Origin of the sequence: Parasphingorhabdus sp., from assembly GCF_036963705.1 — a bacterium.
GTDB lineage: Bacteria > Pseudomonadota > Alphaproteobacteria > Sphingomonadales > Sphingomonadaceae > Parasphingorhabdus.
Window position 1 is genome coordinate 12,666 of sequence record NZ_JBALUT010000019.1, and the last position, 23,018, is coordinate 35,683.

The 23,018-nt window shown below is 56.3% G+C and carries 23 protein-coding genes, 4 tRNA genes and 1 pseudogene; 14 read left to right on the forward strand and 14 right to left on the reverse strand.

Features of this window, described 5'->3' with window-relative positions; all coding sequences use genetic code 11:
* Positions 1 to 16 precede the first annotated feature (16 nt).
* The gene (locus V7680_RS06580; protein ID WP_335652492.1) at positions 17 to 484 is read left to right on the forward strand and encodes an EF-hand domain-containing protein; all 468 of its coding nucleotides are present in this window, start codon (positions 17 to 19) and stop codon (positions 482 to 484) included.
* Here V7680_RS06580 and trmFO read toward each other — a convergent pair.
* Entirely contained in the window at positions 481 to 1,833 is a 1,353-nt protein-coding gene (trmFO, locus tag V7680_RS06585) for a methylenetetrahydrofolate--tRNA-(uracil(54)-C(5))-methyltransferase (FADH(2)-oxidizing) TrmFO (protein ID WP_335652493.1), read from the reverse strand. The two genes, V7680_RS06580 and trmFO, sit on opposite strands and share 4 nt — an antisense overlap.
* 96 nt (positions 1,834 to 1,929) lie before the next feature.
* Here trmFO and V7680_RS06590 point away from each other — a divergent pair, with 96 nt between their 5' ends.
* Complete coding sequence (locus V7680_RS06590) at positions 1,930 to 2,610, forward strand: lysoplasmalogenase (RefSeq protein ID WP_335652494.1); 681 nt, start codon at positions 1,930 to 1,932, stop codon at positions 2,608 to 2,610.
* Here the strand turns inward: V7680_RS06590 and V7680_RS06595 are convergent.
* From V7680_RS06595 to V7680_RS06615, 5 genes are all read right to left on the reverse strand, one after another.
* Positions 2,601 to 3,443, reverse strand: a complete 843-nt coding sequence (locus V7680_RS06595) for a TauD/TfdA dioxygenase family protein (protein WP_335652495.1) — start codon at positions 3,441 to 3,443, stop codon at positions 2,601 to 2,603. The genes V7680_RS06590 and V7680_RS06595 overlap by 10 nt on opposite strands.
* Positions 3,444 to 3,480: 37 nt before the next feature.
* On the reverse strand, positions 3,481 to 4,017 hold the full coding sequence (locus V7680_RS06600) for a GNAT family N-acetyltransferase (RefSeq protein WP_335652496.1): 537 nt from the start codon (positions 4,015 to 4,017) through the stop codon (positions 3,481 to 3,483).
* On the reverse strand, positions 4,014 to 6,773 hold the full coding sequence (gene gyrA, locus V7680_RS06605) for a DNA gyrase subunit A (RefSeq protein WP_335652497.1): 2,760 nt from the start codon (positions 6,771 to 6,773) through the stop codon (positions 4,014 to 4,016). Before gyrA ends, V7680_RS06600 begins: the two co-directional genes overlap by 4 nt.
* Before the next feature lie 106 nt (positions 6,774 to 6,879).
* Positions 6,880 to 7,584 (reverse strand): SDR family NAD(P)-dependent oxidoreductase, encoded by a 705-nt coding sequence (locus V7680_RS06610; protein WP_335652498.1) that lies wholly within the window; start codon positions 7,582 to 7,584, stop codon positions 6,880 to 6,882.
* Entirely contained in the window at positions 7,581 to 8,339 is a 759-nt protein-coding gene (locus tag V7680_RS06615; RefSeq protein ID WP_335652499.1) for a YaaA family protein, read from the reverse strand. Before V7680_RS06615 ends, V7680_RS06610 begins: the two co-directional genes overlap by 4 nt.
* A gap of 188 nt (positions 8,340 to 8,527) precedes the next feature.
* On the opposite strand from V7680_RS06615, the gene V7680_RS06620 reads away from it, so the two are divergent.
* Entirely contained in the window at positions 8,528 to 9,817 is a 1,290-nt protein-coding gene (locus tag V7680_RS06620; protein ID WP_335652500.1) for a hypothetical protein, read from the forward strand.
* A 51-nt stretch (positions 9,818 to 9,868) separates the two neighbouring features.
* Here the strand turns inward: V7680_RS06620 and V7680_RS06625 are convergent, their stop codons facing one another.
* Positions 9,869 to 10,342, reverse strand: a complete 474-nt coding sequence (locus V7680_RS06625) for an Lrp/AsnC family transcriptional regulator (RefSeq protein ID WP_335652501.1) — start codon at positions 10,340 to 10,342, stop codon at positions 9,869 to 9,871.
* A 148-nt stretch (positions 10,343 to 10,490) separates the two neighbouring features.
* Between V7680_RS06625 and V7680_RS06630 the strand changes: the two genes are divergently transcribed.
* The 4 genes from V7680_RS06630 to V7680_RS06645 all read left to right on the forward strand — a co-directional run bounded on the left by V7680_RS06630 (position 10,491) and on the right by V7680_RS06645 (position 13,634).
* Entirely contained in the window at positions 10,491 to 12,194 is a 1,704-nt protein-coding gene (locus V7680_RS06630) for a sensor histidine kinase (protein ID WP_335652502.1), read from the forward strand.
* A gap of 82 nt (positions 12,195 to 12,276) precedes the next feature.
* Complete coding sequence (locus V7680_RS06635) at positions 12,277 to 13,263, forward strand: polysaccharide deacetylase family protein (RefSeq protein ID WP_335652503.1); 987 nt, start codon at positions 12,277 to 12,279, stop codon at positions 13,261 to 13,263.
* A 112-nt stretch (positions 13,264 to 13,375) separates the two neighbouring features.
* A tRNA-Ile gene (locus tag V7680_RS06640) sits at positions 13,376 to 13,452 on the forward strand.
* A gap of 105 nt (positions 13,453 to 13,557) precedes the next feature.
* A tRNA-Pro gene (locus tag V7680_RS06645) sits at positions 13,558 to 13,634 on the forward strand.
* A 160-nt stretch (positions 13,635 to 13,794) separates the two neighbouring features.
* On the opposite strand, the gene V7680_RS06650 is transcribed toward V7680_RS06645, so the two are convergent.
* A complete protein-coding gene (locus V7680_RS06650; RefSeq protein WP_335652504.1) occupies positions 13,795 to 14,382 on the reverse strand; it encodes a DUF4126 domain-containing protein in 588 nt (195 codons plus the stop codon).
* 104 nt (positions 14,383 to 14,486) lie between these two features.
* Here V7680_RS06650 and V7680_RS06655 point away from each other — a divergent pair, with 104 nt between their 5' ends.
* Positions 14,487 to 15,311, forward strand: coding sequence for an NUDIX hydrolase (locus V7680_RS06655; protein ID WP_335652505.1), 825 nt, complete (start codon positions 14,487 to 14,489; stop codon positions 15,309 to 15,311).
* A gap of 6 nt (positions 15,312 to 15,317) precedes the next feature.
* Here V7680_RS06655 and V7680_RS06660 read toward each other — a convergent pair.
* Positions 15,318 to 15,394: transfer RNA gene (locus tag V7680_RS06660), tRNA-Arg, on the reverse strand.
* A 104-nt stretch (positions 15,395 to 15,498) separates the two neighbouring features.
* On the opposite strand from V7680_RS06660, the gene V7680_RS06665 reads away from it, so the two are divergent.
* The gene (locus V7680_RS06665) at positions 15,499 to 16,230 is read left to right on the forward strand and encodes a queuosine precursor transporter (protein ID WP_335652506.1); all 732 of its coding nucleotides are present in this window, start codon (positions 15,499 to 15,501) and stop codon (positions 16,228 to 16,230) included.
* Here the strand turns inward: V7680_RS06665 and V7680_RS06670 are convergent.
* The gene (locus tag V7680_RS06670; RefSeq protein WP_335652507.1) at positions 16,227 to 16,658 is read right to left on the reverse strand and encodes a hypothetical protein; all 432 of its coding nucleotides are present in this window, start codon (positions 16,656 to 16,658) and stop codon (positions 16,227 to 16,229) included. The two genes, V7680_RS06665 and V7680_RS06670, sit on opposite strands and share 4 nt — an antisense overlap.
* A 273-nt stretch (positions 16,659 to 16,931) precedes the next feature.
* Here V7680_RS06670 and V7680_RS06675 point away from each other — a divergent pair, with 273 nt between their 5' ends.
* Positions 16,932 to 17,483: a peroxiredoxin gene (locus V7680_RS06675; RefSeq protein ID WP_335652508.1), complete on the forward strand. Its 552-nt coding sequence runs from the start codon at positions 16,932 to 16,934 to the stop codon at positions 17,481 to 17,483.
* Positions 17,484 to 17,559: 76 nt separating this feature from the next.
* On the forward strand, positions 17,560 to 18,078 hold the full coding sequence (locus V7680_RS06680; RefSeq protein WP_335652509.1) for a 2'-5' RNA ligase family protein: 519 nt from the start codon (positions 17,560 to 17,562) through the stop codon (positions 18,076 to 18,078).
* On the opposite strand, the gene V7680_RS06685 is transcribed toward V7680_RS06680, so the two are convergent.
* On the reverse strand, positions 18,075 to 19,310 hold the full coding sequence (locus V7680_RS06685) for an NAD(P)/FAD-dependent oxidoreductase (protein WP_335652510.1): 1,236 nt from the start codon (positions 19,308 to 19,310) through the stop codon (positions 18,075 to 18,077). The two genes, V7680_RS06680 and V7680_RS06685, sit on opposite strands and share 4 nt — an antisense overlap.
* A gap of 177 nt (positions 19,311 to 19,487) precedes the next feature.
* On the opposite strand from V7680_RS06685, the gene V7680_RS06690 reads away from it, so the two are divergent.
* The 3 genes and pseudogenes from V7680_RS06690 (at position 19,488) to trxB (ending at position 21,197) form a co-directional block, all read left to right on the forward strand.
* Positions 19,488 to 19,564 (forward strand) — tRNA-Met (locus V7680_RS06690).
* Positions 19,565 to 19,743: 179 nt separating this feature from the next.
* A pseudogene (locus V7680_RS06695) lies at positions 19,744 to 20,064 on the forward strand (DMT family transporter).
* 167 nt (positions 20,065 to 20,231) lie between these two features.
* The gene (gene trxB, locus V7680_RS06700) at positions 20,232 to 21,197 is read left to right on the forward strand and encodes a thioredoxin-disulfide reductase (protein WP_335652511.1); all 966 of its coding nucleotides are present in this window, start codon (positions 20,232 to 20,234) and stop codon (positions 21,195 to 21,197) included.
* On the opposite strand, the gene V7680_RS06705 is transcribed toward trxB, so the two are convergent.
* The 3 genes from V7680_RS06705 to V7680_RS06715 are packed head-to-tail and all read right to left on the reverse strand — an operon-like array spanning position 21,198 to position 22,992.
* Complete coding sequence (locus V7680_RS06705; RefSeq protein ID WP_335652512.1) at positions 21,198 to 22,019, reverse strand: hydrolase 1, exosortase A system-associated; 822 nt, start codon at positions 22,017 to 22,019, stop codon at positions 21,198 to 21,200.
* Positions 22,016 to 22,723 carry a hypothetical protein gene (locus V7680_RS06710; RefSeq protein WP_335652513.1) on the reverse strand — a complete coding sequence of 236 codons (708 nt, stop codon included), beginning with the start codon at positions 22,721 to 22,723 and terminating at the stop codon, positions 22,016 to 22,018. The genes V7680_RS06705 and V7680_RS06710 overlap by 4 nt, the downstream gene beginning before the upstream one ends.
* Entirely contained in the window at positions 22,720 to 22,992 is a 273-nt protein-coding gene (locus tag V7680_RS06715; RefSeq protein WP_335652514.1) for an acyl carrier protein, read from the reverse strand. The genes V7680_RS06710 and V7680_RS06715 overlap by 4 nt, the downstream gene beginning before the upstream one ends.
* Positions 22,993 to 23,018 lie beyond the last annotated feature (26 nt).

The window sequence follows — 23,018 nt, forward strand, 5'->3', positions numbered from 1 at the left end:
TCTGCGGATAGCGCTTATGAAGAGATTTGCAGCCGGTGCTGCCGGCATGATGTTGATGCTGACGGCGGGGTTGTTCATCTGGATCGGTGCGGAAGGGCAGGACATTCCTATAGCCGCACCGCCGCCGCGTCCGGAACCGGTCGAGGTCGAAACGCTGCCGATGGCGGAAAGCGATGCAGAAATGATCGGCCCCGCGCCGCCGACACCACCCCGTGCCTATAAGCCCTCTCGCGAAGAACTCCGGTTCAATCGCTATGATCGCAACCGCGATGAAATTGTCACTCGGCTGGAAATGATGAGCAGTCGTACGGATTCTTTCCGGAAACTCGATAAAGACGGCAATAATTACCTGTCGTTCGAGGAATGGGCGATCGCCACCAGCGACCGTTTTGCAGGTGCTGACGGTGACGGCAATGGTCAGCTTACCCGCACCGAATTTCGGCGGACAAGACCCAAAAGGTCACCGCCTCGCTGTAAATGCTAGGCGAGTTGCAGACCTTGTGATGACAGCGGGTGCAACCATAAGGCAAAATCTTCGCGAGCCCGCGTCGTGTAGGCTTCCTTGCGTTCCTTCTTCTTCACCCGATCTTCGAACGGCGGGAAGAGGCCGAAATTGACGTTCATCGGCTGATAGTCGCGAGCGTCGGCGCCGCCGGTAATGTGCGACAGCAATGCGCCGAAAGCAGTGGTCTGCGGTGGCAGGGTGAAGGGTTCGCCGCGGATTTCGGCAGCAACCATCCGGCCGACCATCAAGCCAACCGCCGAGCTTTCTACATAGCCTTCGCAGCCGGTGATCTGGCCGGCGAAGCGGATATGCGGCGCTTTTTTGAGCCGCAGTTCCGTGTCGAGCAATTTGGGGGCGTTGATGAATGTATTGCGATGAAGACCGCCCATCCGGGCGAATTCGGCATTCTCCAGACCGGGAATGGTTTTGAGCAGATCGGCCTGAGCGCCATATTTGAGCTTGGTCTGGAAGCCGACCATATTCCAGAGCGTGCCAAGCGCATTGTCCTGACGGAGCTGGACGACCGCATAGGCTTTGCCGCCAGTGTGGCTGTTGGTCAGGCCAACCGGCTTCATCGGTCCGAAGCGCAAGGTTTCCGGACCGCGCGAGGCCATGACTTCGATCGGCATGCAGCCTTCGAAATAGGGCGTGTCTTTTTCCCACTGTTTGAAGTCGGTTTTTTCGCCGTCGAGGAGACCCTGGATGAAGGCCCCATATTGCTCTTGGTCCATCGGGCAGTTGATATAGTCCTTGCCGTCGCCTTCCGGCCCGACCTTGTCCCAGCGCGACTGCATCCAGGCGATGTCCATATTGATGCTCTCTTTATAGACGATCGGGGCGATCGCATCGAAAAAGGCCAGGGAGTCCTCGCCGGTTGCTGCGCCGATACTCTCGGCGAGGGTCATTGCGGTGAGCGGGCCGGTGGCGACAATCGTCAGGCCGCTTTCGGGCAGCTTATCGATCCGTTCGCGGACAATCTCGATATTGGGATGTTCGCTCAGCCGTTTGGTTACGCCTTCCGAGAAATGATCGCGGTCGACTGCGAGAGCCGATCCGGCGGGCAGGCGATGCTTGTCGCCTTCGCCAATGATGATCGAATTGAGGTCGCGCATTTCCTGATGCAAAAGCCCGACCGCATTTTTTTCCGCATCATCCGAGCGGAAACTGTTCGAACAAACCAGTTCGGCAAGGCCCTCGGTCTGATGCGCGGGTGTCATTTCCCCGCTCCCCCGCATCTCGGAAAGGCGCACTTTTACACCCTGTTCCGCGAGTTGCCATGCTGCTTCCGACCCGGCGAGTCCGCCACCAATAATATGTACATCTGTCATGGGCGCCTTAGTGTTGTGGTAAGACTCTAATGTCAATCTGGCAGTCACGCTTGTTGCGTGATAGAGTCGATCGAGAAGAGGGGCCAAGACATTCCGATGAAAAGTGCATTTGCAGAATCCCGACCATTTTTGCTGCTCAGCTTGCTGTTCGGGATCAGCTATTTCTTTGTTAAAGATAGCAATATTCCCGGTCTCTACCTGATCGCGTGGAAAGGCGCTGGCGTCGGATTTCTCGCGATTTACGCGCTGGTTCGGCTCCATCGGCTGGACGGCAAGATTGTCGGCGCGATCATGGCGCTTGGTGCGATCGGTGACATGGCGCTGGAATATGACCTGATTCTCGGTGCTGGCGCGTTTATGGCCGGGCATCTGCTGGCGATTGTCTTCTACTCCCGGTTCCGCCGCCATCAACTGGGGTTCAGCCAGAAAGTTTTCGCGATCATATTGGTGCCGCTTTCGGTTCTGATTGCCTGGACATTGCCTTCGGTCCGGGCCGATGCAGCCGGTGTCGCGGTCTATTGCCTGTCGGTGGCGGCCATGGCGGCGATGGCCTGGACCAGCCGCTTCTCGCGCTATCAGGTCGGGATCGGTGCCGTGCTGTTTCTGGTCTCGGACCTGCTGATATTTGCCCGGATGGGACCTCTGGAATCCAGCATTGTTCCCGAGCTTCTGGTCTGGCCCCTATATTATTTCGGCCAGTTCATGATCGCTACCGGCATCGTTGCTACGCTACGTCACGAAATGGCGGCAGAAAGCGCCGACCCGGTTCACGCCTGATAAGCAGCGATAGTGGTCCGGTGGAGCAGGCGGTCGTGGCCGTCATAGCCACCGGTCGCGCAGTGCAGCACCGACCGATTGTCCCACATGATCAGCATATCGGCCTGCCAATGGTGGCGATAGACAAATTCGTCGCGGCTTTGCCAGACGTATAATTGCTGGAGCAGGGGCAGGGATTCTTCCTGCGCCATGCCTTCAAAGCCAATGATATAGCCCATGCAGCTGAACAGTCCCAGGCGTCCGGTTTCCGGATGTTCGCGGATCAGCGGGTGGGTCTGGACTGCGCGGGCCGATTCATCAGGACGGATCGCCATGCTGCGGCCCTCGTCCTTTTCGCCATATGCGCCGTCGGGGGCGTAGGCGAGTCCGGCGCTGTGAATCGCGGTCAGGCCCTCATATTGGGCGCGCATTTCCGGCGGCATCGCGTCGAGCGCTGCATGCTGGTTGGCGAATAATGTATCACCGCCGACGGGAGGAATAGTGATCCCCAACAGGCAGGTGCCGGCCGGTGGTTGGGCCTGAAAGCTCCAGTCGCTGTGCCAATTCTCGGCAAATAGAGGGCTTTTCTCGTCGGCATCGCGGCGGATAGCGGCGATATGCTTGCGGCCCTCTATTGGATCGAAAAACGGGTCATGTCCGAAGCCGCCAAAATAAAGGGTGAATCGCTCGAGATCATCATCGGTCATTTTCTGATCGGGGAAGGACAGAACATGATGATCGAGCCAGGCCGCCCTTATGCCAGCGACCTGCTCGTCAGTGAGCGGTCGGGACAGATCAATTCCTGTAACCTCGGCCCCACAGGCTTGGCCCGACGGCGTGATCGTAATCGACATGAATTCTCTCCCTAACTTTCGAACTGGTCGCGCGGTTTCACCATGGCGGGCCGCATAAATCCAGATTTCCTATCGCATTGGCGGATTCGCCTAATGGCAGTACCATGACGTTGGGGAAGGAAAACGGACCGCTTTTTCCACGCTGCTCGGCGACCATATCACCGTCAAACAGGGTCCAGCCCAACTTGCGGTAAAATTCTACATTATGGTCTTCGCAGAATAGAAGGCCGAACGCACATCGTGCTTCTGTCCGCAAAAGGGTGACGAGACGGTGCATGACCTGTTTGCCAAAACCCCCGCCCTGAAATTCTGGGTCGGTCATCACACCGCCAACTCCGGCAACGTGCAACTTCTCGCCGTCGCACAGGATTTCGCGCTCATGAATGCCGGCAACCGCCCGCACAGAATCCTCAACATAGAGCAGTACACGCCTCTGCGGCTGTGCCCATTCTAAGCCGTGCATCGGCGTATCCATCAGTTTTTCAGGCGGGTAAATCAGTTCCCGCATCGCTGCTATTTCAGGCCAGCTCAGCGCGCCGTCCTTAACTAGAAAGGTCGGCGCGCCGCTTGTCATGCTTGTGGATCGTCACCGGTTTCCGGTGTTTCTGGAGCCGCAGCTTCTCCCTCTGAAACGCCCTGTTCGACCATTTCTTCAGCTACGGCGTCTTCCGCTTCATTTTCCGATTCTTCTTCCTCGTCAATCTTGGCAGCACCGACGACATGTTCGCCTTTGGCGACATCGAACAATTTGACACCCGAACTATTGCGTCCGATCACTCGCATGTCGGCGACTTTCATGCGGATGAGCTTCGCCTGGTCGGTGACTAGCATGACCTGCTCGTCGTCAGTCGCGCGGAAGCTGGCAACGACCGTGCCGTTGCGCTTGATATTATCGATATTGAGAATGCCCTGACCACCACGTCCAGACTGGCGATATTCGTAGGCGCTCGAGCGCTTGCCATAGCCATTGGTACAAACGGTAAGGATGAAATCTTCCGTTTCGCTAAATTCAGCCATGCGTTCGGCGGAGAGCTCGGGTGCGTTCTCATTGTCTTTCCATGGAGCGGCTTTCAGATATTGATCGCGCTCCTCGGTCGAGGCTTCAAAACCGCGCAATACGGAAAGCGAGATGACCTCGTCGTCACCCTTTAGCGCAATCCCGCGAACACCGGTCGATGTCCGGCTCTGGAACGAGCGCACCGCGTCACCGGCGAAGCGAATCGCCTTGCCGTTCTTGGTTGCGAGCAGGACGTCGTCATTGTCGCTGAGCAATTCGACGCCGATCAGATGATCTTCGCTTCCTTCGTCGAATTTCATCGCGAATTTACCGTTGGACGGCACGTTGGTAAAGCTGTCCATGCTGTTACGCCGGACGCCGCCTTTGGCGGTGGCAAACATAACGTGCAGACTTGCCCACTCGGCTTCGTCTTCGGGTAAAGGCAATACGGTGGAAATTGTTTCGCCATCCGCCAACGGCAGCAGGTTAATCATCGGCCGCCCCTTGGTCTGGGGGCCGCCTTCCGGCAATTTCCAGACCTTCAGCCGGTAGACTTTACCGTGGGTCGAGAAGAACAAGACCGGCGTATGGGTTGAAGTCACGAACAGCTCGACGATCGCATCTTCATCCTTGGTCGCCATGCCTGCGCGGCCTTTGCCACCCCGGCGTTGGGCGCGAAATGTGTCGAGCGGGGTGCGTTTGATATAGCCGCCGTGAGTGACGGTCACGACCATCTCTGACCGTTCCATCAGATCTTCGTCTTCGAGGCCATCCCAGGCAGCGGTGATTTCCGAAAGTCGTGGCGTGGCAAATTCATCGCGGACTTGCTCGAGCTCTTCACGCATCACGGCATAAAGTTTGGCACGGTCGGCCAATATCGCCAGATATTCCTCAATCGCGATAGCCAGTTCTTTGAGCTCGTCGCCAATTTCTTCGCGGCCAAGCGCTGTCAGTTTCTGCAGACGCAGATCAAGGATCGCTTTGACCTGAACCTGGGAAAGTTTGTAGGTGTCGCCTTCGACCTCGGTTTCGATCGCCTCGACCAATTTGATATAGGCAGCGATCTCGGCAATCGGCCATTCGCGCCGCAGCAGGGATTCGCGGGCTTCTGCCGGGGTCGAGGAACCACGGATGATCCGGACAACTTCGTCCATGTTGGTGACCGCAACCACAAGGCCGAGCAAGATATGCGCCCGTTCGCGCGCCTTGTTGAGCTCGAACTTGGTCCGCCGGGTGATGACTTCCTCGCGGAAGGTGACGAATGATTCGATAATATCGCGCAGATTGAGCACTTCGGGTCGTCCGCCGCGAATGGCGAGCATATTGGCAGGAAAGCTCGACTGGGCAGGGGTGAAGCGCCAGATCTGGTTGAGCACGACATCGGCTGTAGCATCGCGCTTCAGCTCGATGACAACGCGGACACCGGCACGGCTTGATTCGTCGCGAATGTCGGAGACGCCCTCGATGCGCTTGTCCTTGGCGGCTTCGGCGATCTTTTCGACCAGACCGGACTTGCCGACCTGAAACGGGATGGAGGTCAGTACGATCGAGCGTTTGTCGCCGCGTCCTTCCTCTATCACATGGCGTGCGCGCATCATGATCGATCCGCGGCCTTCGGTATAAGCAGAACGTGCGCCTGCGTGGCCCAAAATCAGGGGCGCTGTTGGAAAATCGGGACCGGGGATGATTTCGATCAGTTCGTCGATCGTAATTCCGGGATTCTCGATATAGGCCAGGCTGGCGGTAATTACTTCGCCGAGGTTATGCGGAGGAATATTGGTGGCCATGCCGACCGCGATGCCGCCAGCGCCGTTGACCAGCAGGTTGGGGAAACGGGCAGGGAGAACGTTCGGTTCTTGCCGGCTGCCGTCATAGTTGGGAACGAAATCGACGGTGTCCTTGTCGAGATCGTTGAGCAGGAAATTGGCGACCTTGTTGAGCCGCGCTTCGGTGTAACGCATTGATGCCGGCATATCCGGATCCATCGAGCCGAAATTACCCTGACCGTCGATCAATGGCACGCGCATCGACCAGTCCTGGGTCATACGGGCCAGCGCCATGTAGATCGCGCTGTCACCATGGGGGTGATAGTTGCCCATCACGTCACCGACGATCTTCGCGCATTTGCGATAGGGACGTCCGGCGACCATGCCGCCTTCTTGCGCGGCAAATAATATGCGGCGATGAACCGGCTTCAGGCCGTCGCGCACATCAGGCAGCGCGCGGCTGACGATGACCGACATGGCGTAATCCATATAGCTGGATTTCATCTCGTCGACGATGTCAATCGGTTCGATATTGGAAGGTGACGGTGGAGTGGTTTGTTCGTTCACAAACGGGCCTTTTTCATGGGTTTTTTCTTGTCGATTCTTCTAGGGGAAAGGGCCAGCAAAAGCCAGCCCTTCGGGCCAGTTTTACAATAATAATACAGTGCTGAAATCAGGGTTGGATTTCCGCTCCGTCCCATGCGAAAATTTTGCCGCTGTCAGCGGGTTCCAGCCGGTCCAGAACATCAAGAAGGTGTCGCGCGGCGTAATCGGAATCGAATAATTTCGCGGCGGGCACGTTGCTCTGGAACGGCGCGCTCAGCGGCGTATCTACCGTGCCGGGGTGAAGCGCCACGATGATCGTGCGGTCATTCTTGCGCGACCATTCTATCGACAGGTTGCGGATCATCATATTGAGCGCTGCCTTGGATGCGCGGTAACCGTACCAGCCGCCAAGCCGATTATCCGATATGCTTCCGACTCTTGCGGACAAGGCAGCAAACCGGCTGATCTCGGTCCGCTCCATCAGCGGCAGAAAATGTTTGGCGACAAGGGCCGGGCCGATCGCGTTGACCTGATAGTTTTGCATCAACCATTCGGGGTCGAGCTGGCGGAGGCTTTTCTCCGGACCCTTTTCGGCATCGTGAAGCAGACCGGTGGCCACGAAGATTAATGATGGCGAAATCCTTGCGCCCTTTAGCCACGTAGCCGCTTTCTCTATGCTGACTTCGGATGTGAGGTCGACAGGCACAGGGCTGTCACTGGACCGGGAAAAGCGGATAACGGTATCAAACCGGCTGTCGGTTTCGAGAGCATCGGCGATCGCCGCGCCAATCCCGCCGGTCGCGCCAAAAATGACAGCGGATTTTCCGGTCATGAGCGCACGAAGCGCAGACTGCTTTCTGTGCTGCTTTCGGTATCATAGCGATAGCCGTCATAGTCAAAGCCCTTGAGCGCCTCTGGATCGGTCAGGTGATTTTCGCATATATAACGCGCCATCATGCCGCGCGCGCGCTTGCCTTCAAAGCTGATGAACTTGGGGCCGTCGGGGCTGTTTTTGCGGAAATCGACTTCGATGATCCGCCCGGGCAGCTTTGCGACATGCGGCTTGACCGAGGCCCAATATTCGTTGCTCGCCAGATTGACGACGGTTTTGCTGCCGATCTGCTCGAGATCTGCCGCCAGTGCGTTGGCAATCTTGTCCTGCCAGAAATCGGTCAGCTTATTGTAGCGCGGCGCCCATCTCGTGCCCATTTCCAGTCGATGGGGACGGATCGGATCGAGAGGGCGGAGCAATCCGTACAGCCCCGAGAGAATGCGCAAATGGCCCTGCGCAAAGGTCATCGTCTCTTCGCTCAGGCTGGCCGCTTCAAAGCCAGTATAGACGTCGCCATTATAGGCATAGATTGCTGGCCGCTCGGGTTGAGTGAAAAACTCGCTGTACCGTTGGCGGTTGAGAGCGATCAGATTGTCCGAAACCGGCATGATCGCTTTCAGCTTCTTGACCGTCAGATTGCCTATCGCGTTCGCCAATCTTTCGGTTTCAGCGGGAAAGCGGTTTTCGGTGGCGACGACCGGAGGGATCTCGGATTCAAAATCAAGAGATTTGGCGGGGGAAATGATTGCAAGCACGCGATTTTACCTCATTTTACGATATGGGATGCTCAATACCGTCAAGCGGCTGCAGCCGTTCAACATCTATTCAGCGGATTCACCCTAGAAAAGCGTAGAAAGCTTGGTAATAAGGCCAAGAGTATATGGTGCAACCATATTCAGGAGAACCTGCTTCTCCCAATTAGTAATTTATCCGGAGGATATTCATGCGTTTTTTATCTCATTTTTCCATGGCGGTAGCTTTGGCAACTGCTGGCACGCTGGCGATTACGGCATTGCCGCAGGACGCCCAGGCGGCGAAAAAGAAGAAAGAAAAAAAGCCGGCGAAAGTCCAATTTAGCAAAGAGTTTAGCGCGGCCGCCGGCCCTGTCCAAACTGCTGTCAACGATGCCAACCCCCAGGCAAAAGCGTTGGTTGAGCAATTGCTTGCTGGCCCCTGGACTGGTGCCGATGCAGACTTTGCAGGGCAATTGGCGATCAATCTCGGCAGTACGCTGAAGGACACGAAACTTCAGGAAGATGGCGTTAACAAGCGCATCGAAGCAGGTATGTTGGCCCCGGCTGACAATACCAAGATGCTTTTCTATTCGGGTAGTTTTGCACGTGGCCGTGGCGACTATGCCGCCGCTGAGAAGCAGCTGTTGGCGGCCATTGCTGGCGGTTATGAGGGATCAGCGGCTCATCTTGAACTTGCTAATACCTATGCTTCTCTGAAATCGCATGCCAAGAGCTTGCATTATCTGGGGCAGGCGATCGAGATTCAGAACGCAACAGGGAGCGCTGCTCCGGAAGATTGGTATCGAGCATCGCGAGATCGCGCTTTTGCGACCTCGGACAAAGCGCTTTACGCGCAATGGGCCGCGAAATGGGCTGAGGCCTATCCTTCACCTGAATCCTGGAGTGATGCGATCACCGCCTACCGGTACAAAAAGTTGTCCAATACCGAGGAGAATCTGGAAGTTCTTCGTTTCATGAAGGCCAGTGGCGCGTTGACCAAGTTTCGCGACTATAAGGAATATGCCGAGGAAGCGAACAAGAAAAACAACTTCGGCGAAATCGTAGACGTGCTTGAAGACGGGCGTCTGAAAGGCGTCATTGAAGCGAGCAATCCGATTGTTTCGGAGTTGCTGGTGCCGAACAAAGGCAAGATCACTGGCGATCGTGCCTCGCTTCCAACCTCTCCGGGTTCGGTTCGAGGATCGGGCAGCGCATCGGTGATGATGAACTATGGCGACATATGGTTTGGTTATGAAGACTATGCCAAGGCTACTGTCTTTTACGAAGCCGGCATGGCCAAGTCGGGTGCCGATATGGATCGCGGCAATATCGGTGTTGGCACAGTGAAGGCTTTCGCTGGTGATTTGGCAGGAGCCAAAGCAGCATTCGATAAAGTGAATGGTACGAGAGCGCCATTGGCAAAATTGTGGAAGGCGTGGATCGGTCAGCAAAATAAACCGGCTGCTCCGGCAGCGGTTGCGGCTGAGCCAGCGACCTAAGTCTAGGCCACCAAAAAAACCGAAAAGGGCGCCATTGCCGGCGCCCTTTTTTTATCGGTCGATCGGAACGCCGGGCAGATGTTTGGCGGATCGGATGGTGAGTGATGTTTTTACGCTGGCTACATTGGGTGCAGCGGTAAGCTGGCTGGTCAGAAAGCTTTGAAATTGCTGAAGGTCTTTGGCGACAACCTTCAACATGAAGTCGATCTCGCCGTTCAGCATATAGCATTCCCGCACTTCGGGGAGCTTTTCTACATGGTCTTCGAAGGCCCGCAAATCGATTTCCGCCTGACTTTTCAGGCTGACCATCGCAAAGACCGTGATTGTATATCCCATTTTGGCAGGATCAATCGCCGCATGATAGGATTTGATGACGCCTTCGTCTTCCAGTGCGCGCATGCGGCGAAGGCAGGGAGGGGCGGTTAAGCCGACGCTGTTGGCGAGCTCGACATTGGTAATACGGCCATCGTTTTGCAGCCTCTGCAAGATCTTCAGATCAATTTCATCAAGGTTAGTATCAGCCATAGGGGTGTAATATCCGTTCGCGAATCATTTAATCGTTATAATAAAATAAGCAGCCCAAGCAATGCTTTCTCCGATGTCCCACATTGTGACGCGAAGTTTTCCTAGCTTCCAGTCGCCTCGTGAAAAGGTTATTGCCAAGTTAACAACCGTGTATAACAAAGTTTATCGGGATGATATATTGCGCTTCGATGACCGTCTCAACACCGTATTAAAGGGGAGCCTGCCGGAAGGCCCGGCTGCCGCCACACAGTGGCGGCAGGTCATTGATCTATTAGCGCAAAAACCGGGAGATTTGGCCAACCAGGATGTGCAACAGGGCCTGACCCGTTTGCGTGATCTGCATGACCGGGTCAGCGAGCTGGATCGTTTGGCGGCTGTGCAATCCTTGAACGGCCGTTTGCGCTCCGCGCCGCTGCTAGTCTATTTGAGCGCCGATAGCGATCCGATCTGTGATGCAGCGGTAACGGCAGCGGATTTGACGCCGGAGATCTGCGCGGATGCCTTTCCGCGGCTTTCCGAACGCGCACAAGCACAATTGCAATCTCGCGGTCTTCAGGTTGCTGATCAAAGACGGGATGACGATACTCCCGTATCCGAGAGTGAGCAGGGTCTTGACGACGTCCGTCCTGGCACGCAATCCACGGAAGATGTTGGCGAGGGCGTGTCCGATGACACGGCTGAAAAGACCGAAGCATCCCAGATCAGTGCGTTGGTCGAAAAAATAGCAGACTATCAAAAGAACCGCACCGTCGAAGCCACGCGCCATCCGGTAATCGAAGGCGCCACCAGCGGTTCTTTTCTGGAATTGCTCGAGGCGATCAGATTTGAAACCGATCAATCCGGTACGATCGTCTGGACCGAAGGGCCTCCAGTCGGAGCCATTGTCGGAGTCACCATTGCCCAGCCGGCGTTCGATGACGGGCCTGGCCCGGACGCATATGGTGCGGCTGCTTTTCGTCAGCGGATGCCGATGGAAAATGCCCGGATGCGGCTCTGCGGGGCATCGATCGTTGTCGGCGACTGGCGGATGAGCGCGATTCCGTTTTTCAGCGAGGAAACGGGACGTTTCGAGGGCTATCGCGGAATCATGCGGCGTCCCAATATTGCAGAGGATGCGGGGCATAGCAGCATCGATCTCGAACGTCGGGAACAGCTCCAGCAACTGATCCACGAACTGCGGACGCCGCTCAATGCGGTGATCGGGTTCAGCGAAATTATCGAGCAACAGCTGTTCGGGCCGGCATCCTTTGAATATAGATCGTTGGCGCGCAACATCATGGATGAAGCGCGACGGCTGTTGGCAGGATTTGAAGATCTCGACATTGCTGTGAAGGTTGATTCCGGACAATTGCCCGACTCTGTCGGCACCACCAAGGCTGACTGGCTGTTTGAACGGATGACCCAGCGGCTGCAGGGACTGACCCAGAGCAAGGTGGTTGACCTCAATATCAGCAAGGCCGAGCCGGTCCGGCCGTTCGCGCTGGACGGGGAATCGGTCGAGCGGATTTTTGCCCGTCTATTGTCGGCAGCGATTATTGCCTGCGAGAATGGCGAGACCTTGAAGGGCGAGCTACGGACACGGATAGGGGTGCAGCCGACCAACCAGTTCACCCTTTCGCGGCCATCCCGGATAACCGATATCGCCGAGAGCGTCTTGCTCGATCCCTCGCAAGGGATCGATGGCGATGTCGGCGAATCGTCGTTGCTCGGCCTTGGTTTCTCGCTACGGCTGGTACGAAATCTGGCGCAGGCCGCGGGCGGCTCGCTCACCATAAACAAGGACAATATTGCCTTGACCCTTCCTGCAGCGGCGCCGAGCAAAATTAATGTTCGCGAAACGGAATTAGAGTAGGCCTTGCGACCTGCTACTTGGTTTTCTTGTAACATCATGCGAAACGTAGCGATCTCAAGTTGTTGCTCGGGGGGGCGATTCGATGAAAATCCAGAAACCGGATCGTCATGTGAAGTGGCCGAGCGAATTTGGCAGACGCTTTCTGATCACGATCGACACTGAAGAAGAATTTGACTGGGATGCCCCCTTCGAACGCCGTGGTCACACAACCATCACGGTGCCGATGCTTCAAAAATATCAGGAATTTGTCGAAAAATACGGCATCAAGCCGGTCTATTTTGTCGATTATGCAATCATCAAAGATGACCAGGCCGCAGCGTTTCTGAGGACCGTGGCAGAGCAGCAAAGCGCCACGATCGGGGTGCATCTCCATCCCTGGATCAATCCGCCATTCGAAGAGCAGATCAACGATCATAACAGCTTCGCCGGTAATTTGCCGAAAGAGCTGGAAGAACAGAAGCTGGTGACGTTGCGCGATGCGATCCGGGACAGGGTTGGGGTCACGCCGAACACCTATCGCGCCGGGCGATATGGCATCGGTCCGAATACCACCGAGCTATTGCTGAAACACGGCTTTGCCCTGGACAGCAGCATCCGACCGCGCTTTGATTATAGCAGGGAAGGCGGACCGGACTTCCTGTCGGTTGATTCCAGGCCATATTGGTGGGGGAAGGACGAGCGACTGCTCGAAGTGCCCCTGACGACGGTTTATTCCGGTATTTTGCGCAGGCAATATAGTCTTGCGGCAACGGTCATGGAAAAATCTCCCCTGGCCAACGCGCTATTGTCCCGCAGCAAAATGCTCGAACGCATTCCGCTGACACCGGAAGGCATCTCCGCGCGTGAAACCAAAGAGGCAATTGATGTCGCGCTCGACGATGATCTGCGGTTGCTGGTATTCTCCTTTCATTCGCCGTCACTGTCGCCCGGTCACACGCCTTATGTGCGCGACCAGGACGAGCTCGACGGCTTTTATGACTGGTGGAGAGAGATTCTGGACCATCTGGAGTCGCGAGATGTGAAACCCGTCGATATTGATGATTTATTGCAGGCTGCCAAAAGCGCTTAGCCGCTCATGGAACGCCAGTCTGACGAATTGCGATGATCGGTCTTGCCAAATCGACACGGCTTCCGCTATCGCACCATTCCATTGAGATTAGCCTGAAAAAAGCTGCTCATATGGGCCTGTAGCTCAGTTGGTTAGAGCTGGCCGCTCATAACGGCTAGGTCGGGGGTTCGAATCCCTCCGGGCCCACCATTTTTTCTGCGACGCCGTGAAAGGCTCACTTGATGAGCAGCGGCAAAAAAGAAGCGTAAAAACCCTTTGCTTTTCGCAAAAGCACCGCCTAGGGGAAGCGCGCGTCGGGGAGTGGCGCAGCCTGGTAGCGCACCTGTTTTGGGTACAGGGGGTCGCAGGTTCAAATCCTGTCTCCCCGACCATTTTTTGCTAATTGACCCTATTAGCTGTTGTAATTGCAATGTAGCAATTTCCATCTCTGGGCATTCAAGCGCTCCGGTCCTTCTTATCGAAGGACCGGACGCTGCCCAGTGCAGGTGGTTGGTCGAGAGATCGATACCGGAGTGCTAGCCATTCCTTTGTCTAGCTGCCGCCAGACACCATTTGCCGCCACAACCTGAAGCCCTTGTAGACCAGGAAAATGCACAGGATCAGCATCACCGATGCGATGATCAGCGCGGCGACCGGATTGGCGAAGGCCAGGAACAGCAGGCCGCCTGTTGCAATATCCTCACCGGTTGAAACAACTGCGTTGCTGACCGGTTCCGGGCTGGTGTTGACGAGGGCGCGAGCGCCGGCCTTTGCGCCGTGGCTCATCAGGGCCGCTCCGCCGCCCAGTAGAAACACCACTACCTGCCACGCCGGGTCACCCGCATCGACCACCGCCAACGCCAGCAGCGCGCCGCCCAGCGGCCGGACCGCTGTGTGTATCGTATCCCAGATCGAGTCGAGCCAGAGAATCTTGTCGGCGAAAAATTCAGCCAGTGCGCCGAGCGCGCTGATCGCCAGAACCCAGGGGTTGGCGAAGGCATCCAGCACCTGAAGATTTTCGGGCAGGCTGATCCAGCCCAGGCGCATGGCCAAGCCAGTCACAAAGACAGTGAGATAAAGCCGCCAGCCCGATATCAGGCTGACGCTACCGGCCAATCCCAATAGCTCGATAAGTCCCATACCCTGATCCTGCCATGGCGATGGAATTTTGGCAAATGTGTTCGTGTGCGCCGGTGCTAATCAAATCGCTTGGCAAACCAGTCGCTTGCTGTTCATATGAGGATATGACCGAACCACAGAACAGTAGCGGAGCCCCGACCATCGATGCGATGACCGGCAAGCCGATGCCCAAGCCGATTCCAGCGTCCACCTTGGTGATCTTCCGCGATCAGCCGGGGAGTGATGCGCCCGATCTGCTGATGGTCGAGCGTTCGGCCAAAATGGTGTTCGCGGCCGGCGCTGCAGTTTTTCCGGGTGGCCGGATCGATGATGCGGACTTTGAATTCGCCAAGGCGCTCGGCCATGATGACTTTGACGAATATGGCGCGCGGATCGCGGCGATTCGGGAATCAATCGAGGAAACCGGTATCGCGGTTGCGGTAGAAGGTAATCTTGATCCCAAGCGGGTTTCGGAGGCACGGGATGCGCTCAACAGCGGCACCGTTCTGGCCGATGTCTGCAATCAATATGACTGGCAGCTGGAGCTGGAAAAGCTGATACCTTTCTCGCGCTGGTGCCCACCCTTTGCAGAAAAACGGGTTTTTGACACGCGATTCTATATGATCTCGCATGACGATCACCAGGCTCAGGCCACGGTCGACGAAACCGAAAATTACAATCTATTCTGGGGCAATGCACAATCGGTGCTCGATCGCGCCGATGCAGGCGAGGTAAAGATCATCTTCCCGACCAAGCGCAATCTGGAGCGGCTGGCGCAATTCGGATCGTTTGACGAGGCGGTTGCCCATAGCAAGGCGCACCCCTCGGTGATGGTCTCCCCGAGTATCGAGAAGCGCGATGGCCAGGTCCATTTGTGCATCCCCGAAGGCATCGGCTATCCGATAACTTCGGAGCCGATGGATGCAGTCCAGCGCGGTTTCAAGAAATAGGAAAAATGGTGCGCCCGGCAGGACTCGAACCTGCTGCCTCAAGATTAGAAGTCTCGCGCTCTATCCAGATGAGCTACGGGCGCGTCATTTCGATGGGCTTTAGCGGTCTTTTGGCCGGCTGCAAACCGTGATGTTGGTCGGCTGCCATAAATGTTGAATTGTCGCGGATGTGAGATAGAACCGGTTTATGAGCAACAGCCCGATCCAGCGCACCTCCGCTTCCAGCCAGACCGGCCACCGGTTCCGCTATTATGACTTCGTGATGGCGGCCTTTGTGACCGTGTTGCTGCTGTCCAATGTCATCGGTGCGGCCAAGCCGACCTTCATCATGATCAGCGGCGAACAGTGGATATATGGCGCGGGGATATTATTCTTTCCGCTTGGCTATGTGATCGGCGACGTGCTGACCGAGGTTTATGGCTATGCGCGGGCGAGGCGGGTGATCTGGGCCGGCTTTGCGGCGCTCCTGTTCATGGCCTTCATGAGCTGGGTGGTGGTGTCTTTGCCGCCGGCAGAGGGCTGGGAAGGGCAGGCCGCCTACGAAAGCGTGTTCGGTCAGGTTCCGCGCATCGTCGCAGCATCAATCGTCGCTTTCTGGGCCGGTGAATTCGTGAACAGCTATGTGATGGCCCGTATGAAGGTCTGGACGCAGGGCAAGGCCCTGTGGAGCCGTACGATCGGTTCGACGGTGGTGGGGCAGGGTGTTGATAGCCTGATCTTCTATCCGCTGGCCTTCTGGGGGTTGTGGGAGCCTTCGGTGGTGTTCACCGTCATGGTGACTAACTGGTTGCTGAAAGTGCTGTGGGAAGCTGTGCTGACGCCAGTGACCTATCTGGTGGTCGGATGGCTCAAGCGGCGCGAGGGTGTCGATATCTATGATGAAGACACCGATTTCACCCCGTTCAGCACTTCGGCCTAGGTAAGAATGCCGTCTCGTTCAGTCTTGCGAGCGAAGAAATATAGCCCGACTGCGCAAATCGGCACCAGAATAGGCATGATCCACTCGCCGCCGATCAGGATGTCGGCATATCCTAAAGCCAGGAACAGACCTCCAAATTGTATGAAAACGGCGAGCATCGACAGCAGAAATAGTCTGACTGCAATGCGCTTTCGCATCAGCAGCGATATCGATCCGACGAATCCGGCAAATACCGCGGTAGCAAAGGCGCCGGTCAACCAGACCGGTTGACCGATGAGCAATTGCTGCTGTTCCGGGCGAAGCGCCGCGAACGTCTCGGCACTCATCATGAATTGCTGAAAATAGGCAGCAAGGCCCATACCGTTCCAGAGCAGTGCAATGATGCCGATGATCCAGAACCAGATGGGTGGTTTAGCCTGATCTGTCATTTTATCCTCCCGCAGATGCCGCATAATGCAACTCTGATGGTTTGCGATCAAGGAGAATGACCTAGTAGCAAGGCGGCGCGCTTTTCTTTCGCTTCAGCGCGCTGAAAAATAGCAAGAAAATCCGCCGTTAAACGTAAATAGAGCGCGAGTAAGGCGATTTGTGATGCTCGAACTCCTTGAGTGATTATCTCAATCAGAGGGGGCAAATAAATCAATTAAACCTCTTAAAGCTTCGATGGTAACGGGCGCTATCTGAAATTAATGGAGCCAATAATGATCGGTAGAAATATCCCTGAAATCACCCTGAAAACCCGCGTTCGTGACGAATCGGTCGACGGTGAAAATCCCTTTTCCTGGCTGGACGTGAACACCAAGGACCTGTTCGCTGGCAAACGCATTGCTGTATTCTCCCTGCCGGGTGCTTTTACCCCCACCTGCTCGAACGAGCAGTGCCCGGCTTTCGAACGTCTTTATGACGAGTTCAAGGCACGCGGCGTTGACGAAGTCTATTGCATCTCGGTCAATGATGCTTTCGTAATGTACCAGTGGGGTAAATCCCTCGGTCTCGAAAAAGTCAAATTGTTGCCAGACGGCTCGGGTGACTTCACCCGCCGCATGGGCATGTTGATCAAGAAAAACCATCTCGGTTTCGGCGATCGCAGCTGGCGCTATTCGATGATTGCCGATGACGGCGTCGTCAGTGCCTGGTTCGAAGAGCCCGGCATCAACGATGATGGCGTCGATGCCGATCCTTATGTCGAATCGACCCCTGAAAAGCTGCTCAACTGGCTGGACGATAACGCAGCGGCAAGCAAAGCCGCCTAAGCGTTTTCAGCTCATGCAAATGGAACCGCGAGCGAGAAATTGCTCGCGGTTTTTTATTGTGCGATAGCATCGGCTTATGGAGCGCCTGAACAAACCGATCATCATGACCGCGCAAATGGGCAAGGCGGAATTTGCCTGGGCCGACAATTTGCGCAGGTGCCATTTTCCGCCCGAACGGAACAAGATTGGCGCGCATATCACCCTGTTTCACCATCTGCCGCCGCAAGCGCTAGATGAAATCAAGGCGGCGGTTGTTGGGCTAACCAGTATATCGCCAAAGCCGGAAGCCCATTTATCGGGCTTGATCCATCTCGGAAAGGGTGTCGCCTATCGGTTGCATGCGCCCGATCTGCTCGCTCTGCGAATGGAACTGGCGGACCGCTTTGCCGGACTGCTGGTGGCCCAAGACCAGCAAACGCCCCGGCTGCATATTACCGTCCAGAACAAAGTGATCCCAAGAGAAGCCCAGCGCCTTTTTGACGAGCTGTCAGCCGACTTCGAATCGCGCCCCTTTGCGGTCCACGGGATCGGGCTGCATTATTATGTCGACGGCCTGTGGCAGGATATCGGTGCCTGGCCGTTTCGCGGGCGCTAGTGGATTCCGACTTCCTTGATCGGAATATCGGTATTGGCGAGCTCATCCTTGTCGAGATTCAGGCCCTCGACGACCGCTTTGCGGCCCTGAACGTAGTCCTTGGTCGCATTGACACAGTCTAGCGCCACGACCTTGCCGTCACGATAGTAGATTACCGAAAAGCTGCGCGAATCGGGATTACCGCGGACGACATGGCTGTCATGGCCGGTCGAAAGGCCGACCGTCTGTAATTTCAGATCATATTGGTTCGACCAGAACCACGGCACGCTATCATATTCGGCTTCTTCGCCGATGATGTCGAGCGCGGCCACTTTCGCCTGGTCATTGGCATTCTGCACCGATTCCAGCCGGATCATCGCGCCGTCGGCGAAGGCGTTGCTATGCGCTGCGCAATCTCCAATCGCATAAATATCGTCGAGACTGGTCCGGCAGTGGGAATCGACGTCGACGCCATTTCCGGTAGCTGCGCCCGCCGCAACCAGCGGACCGGTTTCGGGGATGATACCGATCCCGACCACGAACATGTCGGCGTCGAGTGTCCGTCCGTCGGCGAGGGTCACGCCAGTCGCGATTCCGTCATCACCGGTTTCGAAGCCGGCGACAGTCGCTTCCAATTCTATGGTAACGCCCTGGCGGCGATGTTCGGCCTCGTAGAATCGCGAGAGTGGTTCACCAGCAACGCGCGACAACACCCGGTCGAGCGATTCGACAATCGTGACCTGCTTGCCCAATTTGGTCAGCACGGCAGCGGCTTCCAGTCCGATATAGCCGCCGCCAACAACGACGACTTTTGTGACCGACGGCAAAGCGGCCATGATCTTGTCGACGTCCGCGCGCGAGCGGACCGCGTGAATATTACGCGCCTGACTCCCCGGACAATCGAGCATGCGGGGGGAACCGCCCGTCGCCCAGATCAGCTTGTCATATCCGATCTCGTCGTCGGAAGTAAGGGTGACGGTCTTGCCGACCGGATCGAGTTTCGACACCCGGCGGCCGGTAAGCAGATCAATCTCGCGTTCGGCCCAGAAACTTTCGGGGCGCAATAAAATCCGTTCAAAGGGCTTGTCACCAGCCAGATATTCCTTGGACAGTGGGGGGCGCTCATATGGCGGATATTTCTCGTTTCCGACCAGTCCGATCGAACCTTCAAACTTCTTCTGGCGCAATGCGATCGCCGCTTGTGCGCCTGCATGGCCGGCGCCAACAATCAAGATGTCGTAAAATGCGTTCATATCTGCCCCTCGATGCCGCAAATCGGCGTCCAAATCGTCGTTAGCGCGGATCGCATTGACCGTGCAAGTTTTAGCGTATTTCTTGATTCCGCTTGTTGACCGCGCAGAAGGCTGTGACTATAGCGCCGCCGTCCAGAGAGTGTTTCATGGTGACGAATTTAGTCACCGGGACCCGATGGCGGAGTAGCTCAGGTGGTTAGAGCAGTGGAATCATAATCCATGTGTCGGGGGTTCGAGTCCCTCCTCCGCTACCAACTATAATCGTCAGTTAGTCATCGGCTTTTTGTCGTTGCGCCTGCGTCGCGCGATCAGCCGATATAGCGGTATATTGAACCGTCCACCTGCGCGCGCTAATCGCGCCGTGCGGCGACCACGTTCCCGCCCCCGCGGGGGCCCAAGTCCGGAACGGCCCGGCGACCTGAAGGAGGTTGCTGTGGCTTGGATCATGCTCATATTTGCCGGTTTGTTCGAGATCGTCTGGGCCACTGCGATGAAACAGTCGCATGGCTTTTCGCGATTGTAGCCGGGTATAATTACCATCCTCGGGATGATCATCAGCTTTGGATTATTATTTTGGGCGATGCGGACGCTGCCGCTTGGCACAGCCTATATGATCTGGACGGGTATCGGTGCGGTTGGAGCCTTTGTGGTTGGCATGCTGTTTTTTGGCGAATCGGTCAGCATCATGCGCATTGCTGCAGCATTGCTGATCGTCAGCGGACTGGTCTTGATGAAACTCGCAACGCCGTCCTGATCTCACTGTACTTCGCTCAGAAGGGTTCGAGCCGCTGCGCGTGTGCGCAAAGCAGCTATCACCGCCCAAAATAATTCTTCGCATGCCCGGCTGGCAATAGGTCTTGCCTAGCGGCACCGGGCATCCCTATTTGCAATGAACAGAATCATCATCAGCGGGAATCGAATATGGCCGAAACATATCGCACAAAAATGCTCATCCTGGGTTCGGGGCCTGCCGGATTGTCGGCGGCTATCTATGGCGCCCGCGCAGGGATGGAGCCGATCGTGGTTCAGGGTCTCCAGCCTGGTGGCCAGCTGACCATCACCACTGATGTCGAAAATTATCCGGGATTTCGCGATGTAATCCAGGGACCGTGGCTGATGGAAGAGATGCAGGCGCAGGCCGAGAAAGTCGGCACGCGGTTTATCTTTGATACGATTGTCGATGTCGATTTCTCCAAGCGCCCGTTCCGGATGACCGGCGATGGCGGCGATATTTATGAAGGCGATACTCTGGTGATCGCAACCGGTGCTCAAGCCAAATGGCTCGGCTTGCCGGGCGAAGAAGAATTGTCCGGCAAGGGCGTTTCGGCTTGCGCAACCTGCGACGGATTTTTCTATCGCGGCAAGAAAGTTGCCGTGATCGGCGGCGGTAATACTGCGGTCGAAGAAGCGCTGTACATGACCAACCACAGTGATGACGTGACTCTGATCCATCGCCGCGACAGCCTGCGCGCGGAGAAGATTTTGCAGGACCGGCTCTTTGCCAATCCGAAGATTACGGTGTTGTGGAACAGCAATGTAGAACGTTTTGTTGGTGGCGGTGAACCGCACGGACTGGTCGGGCTGAATCTGGTCGATACGCAGACCGGCGAAAAAAGCCATATGACGGTCGACGGCGCATTTGTCGCGATCGGTCATGCGCCTGCGACGGAGATATTCAAAGACCATCTCGATCTGATCGACGGCGGCTATATCAAGGTCGAACCGGGCACGCCGAAGACAAAAATTCCTGGCCTGTTCGCATGCGGTGACGTCATGGACCATGTCTATCGTCAAGCCGTAACCGCAGCGGGAACCGGCTGCATGGCGGCGCTCGATGCCGAGCGGTTTCTGGCAGAACAGGAATTCGAACTGATTGCGGCCGAATAGTCAGGCCTGCCGCAGCGCTTCCAGTAATTTCTCTGCGAGCCAGTCCTTGGCGGCTTCATCGGCAAAGCTGTGCGATGCGCTGTCGAGCGTTTCGAGAGTGATGCTGGTTCTGGTCCGCAAGGTTGCGAAGTCCGCGCTGTTCCACGCAGCGAGAAAAGCGCGGGCGGTGGTATCGCGTTTTGCCAGCAATATCCGGCTGTTACCGTCAAGACGGGACAGGGCGTCGCGTAACCGAATGGAAAGAGCGCTATTCTCTTCTACCTTAGATGCCTGTTTCAGGCCCTTGAGCAGTTTTCTGAGATCGATTTTCCCCGACAGCAGGTCAATGACCGTGCGTGGATTTTTAATCCGGTCCCAGTAGCGCGACCGGATCGCCGCAGACGAGATCGTCGGTTCTTCGCTATCCGCTTCGCTGGTCTGTTCGATCACCCAGGGATTGGCGAGCATATAGCCGTCAATTCCGGCATCAGGTCCGTACAGGGCCAGGGCGGTTGCCGCGTCGCAATTGCCGAACGCGATGATCCTGTCTATCTGCGGCTGTTCCTGGCGGAGAAATTGGGCCGCTGCTGCTATGTCTTCCGTGCTGCCCAGAAATTCTCGGTTTTCACCACTACTCTCGCCAATCCCGCGCCGGTCATAGCGAAGCACCGGAAAACCATGCTGCGATATCCGCGAGGCCAGTAGCGCCATGCCGCCATGGGCACCGGATCGGATTTCATTGCCGCCGCTGACAATCATCAATGCGGTCGTACCGGTTCCTGAATCAAGCGTTGCTGCGAGCAGATCGCCTTTGCAGTCAATCTCGTGGAAAGTCCGCGTCATTGGCCCATCCATCCGGCGATGTCCTGCGCGATAGCCGTAGACATGGTCAGATCGTCATCCGGTGCGGCGCGGAGCCACAGGGCTGATCCGGCGATTTGACCGTCGCTCGGCTTGCTGTCCGATTCCAGGCGCACGATCCGCCGGCTGGGCATGTCCGTCATTTCGGCGGCGTTGAGCTGCGCGAACAATTCGGAACCGATGATATTTCCAGCCAGTTCGAGTGGTCCATTTTCGGCTCGTGCGGCCAATTCGGCGAGACTTGTGGTCAATCCCGATTCCCGATCAGCTGCGATCTTTGTCCGCAGCATCGTCCGCATTAATGTTGCGCCTTTGACCGGACTGAATATCCAGTGATTGGCGGACGGAAGGTCTGCGACGGTTAGAGCGCCGCCACGGAAGGATGCTATATATGAAATCTGATGTTGTTCTGCGCAGGCTTGAACGGCCTTTTGCCAATCGGACAGGGTGACCTGCTCCAGCGCAATCACGCTTTCGTTGGTGCCCGGAAGGTCCGGAAGGAAGCTGCTGATTTCAAGCTCGTGAAGCGATCGCATGACGTCCACCATCATCTTGCGCATCCGGTTCATCTCGTCGAACAACGGAGGGACAAGCATTACCCGGCGGGGAGATTGGGCCGTAACATGCAAGCAAAACTCTTTGCGATCCGCAAATTCGTAAAAGACGAATGCGGGGGCGAGGGTCACCCGGTGACTTTCATCTCGGCAAAGGCGACAAGATTACCAAAGGTTTCAAACAGTTCGCCATCAACCTCATCATCATCAATCATGATATCCAGGCGGTCCTCCAGTTCGGTGAGCAGCCCTGCCACAGCCATGCTGTCCAATTCGGGAAGCGCGCCGAAAAGCTCGGTTTCTGCTGTAAATTCTGCGACCTGCTCTTCGCTGAGGCCCAAAATATCCCGCATGACGGCACGCACGGCGGCGTCTGGCGTCAACTCAACCTCATTCTGCATCAAAAACCCCCGAATCCGGATAACGG

What these genes read in the sequence shown, in the direction of transcription:
- V7680_RS06650 (WP_335652504.1), bottom strand. Translation starts at nt 14,382, where the DNA reads ATGGGACTTATCGAGCTATTGGGATTGGCCGGTAGCGTCAGCCTGATA.
- V7680_RS06580 (WP_335652492.1), top strand. Translation starts at nt 17, where the DNA reads ATGAAGAGATTTGCAGCCGGTGCTGCCGGCATGATGTTGATGCTGACG.
- V7680_RS06675 (WP_335652508.1), top strand. Translation starts at nt 16,932, where the DNA reads ATGATCGGTAGAAATATCCCTGAAATCACCCTGAAAACCCGCGTTCGT.
- V7680_RS06670 (WP_335652507.1), bottom strand. Translation starts at nt 16,658, where the DNA reads ATGACAGATCAGGCTAAACCACCCATCTGGTTCTGGATCATCGGCATC.
- V7680_RS06595 (WP_335652495.1), bottom strand. Translation starts at nt 3,443, where the DNA reads ATGTCGATTACGATCACGCCGTCGGGCCAAGCCTGTGGGGCCGAGGTT.
- V7680_RS06625 (WP_335652501.1), bottom strand. Translation starts at nt 10,342, where the DNA reads ATGGCTGATACTAACCTTGATGAAATTGATCTGAAGATCTTGCAGAGG.
- V7680_RS06665 (WP_335652506.1), top strand. Translation starts at nt 15,499, where the DNA reads ATGAGCAACAGCCCGATCCAGCGCACCTCCGCTTCCAGCCAGACCGGC.
- V7680_RS06705 (WP_335652512.1), bottom strand. Translation starts at nt 22,019, where the DNA reads ATGACGCGGACTTTCCACGAGATTGACTGCAAAGGCGATCTGCTCGCA.
- V7680_RS06685 (WP_335652510.1), bottom strand. Translation starts at nt 19,310, where the DNA reads ATGAACGCATTTTACGACATCTTGATTGTTGGCGCCGGCCATGCAGGC.
- V7680_RS06610 (WP_335652498.1), bottom strand. Translation starts at nt 7,584, where the DNA reads ATGACCGGAAAATCCGCTGTCATTTTTGGCGCGACCGGCGGGATTGGC.
- V7680_RS06600 (WP_335652496.1), bottom strand. Translation starts at nt 4,017, where the DNA reads ATGACAAGCGGCGCGCCGACCTTTCTAGTTAAGGACGGCGCGCTGAGC.
- V7680_RS06620 (WP_335652500.1), top strand. Translation starts at nt 8,528, where the DNA reads ATGCGTTTTTTATCTCATTTTTCCATGGCGGTAGCTTTGGCAACTGCT.
- trxB (WP_335652511.1), top strand. Translation starts at nt 20,232, where the DNA reads ATGGCCGAAACATATCGCACAAAAATGCTCATCCTGGGTTCGGGGCCT.
- V7680_RS06635 (WP_335652503.1), top strand. Translation starts at nt 12,277, where the DNA reads ATGAAAATCCAGAAACCGGATCGTCATGTGAAGTGGCCGAGCGAATTT.
- V7680_RS06715 (WP_335652514.1), bottom strand. Translation starts at nt 22,992, where the DNA reads ATGCAGAATGAGGTTGAGTTGACGCCAGACGCCGCCGTGCGTGCCGTC.
- trmFO (WP_335652493.1), bottom strand. Translation starts at nt 1,833, where the DNA reads ATGACAGATGTACATATTATTGGTGGCGGACTCGCCGGGTCGGAAGCA.
- V7680_RS06590 (WP_335652494.1), top strand. Translation starts at nt 1,930, where the DNA reads ATGAAAAGTGCATTTGCAGAATCCCGACCATTTTTGCTGCTCAGCTTG.
- V7680_RS06680 (WP_335652509.1), top strand. Translation starts at nt 17,560, where the DNA reads ATGGAGCGCCTGAACAAACCGATCATCATGACCGCGCAAATGGGCAAG.
- V7680_RS06655 (WP_335652505.1), top strand. Translation starts at nt 14,487, where the DNA reads ATGACCGAACCACAGAACAGTAGCGGAGCCCCGACCATCGATGCGATG.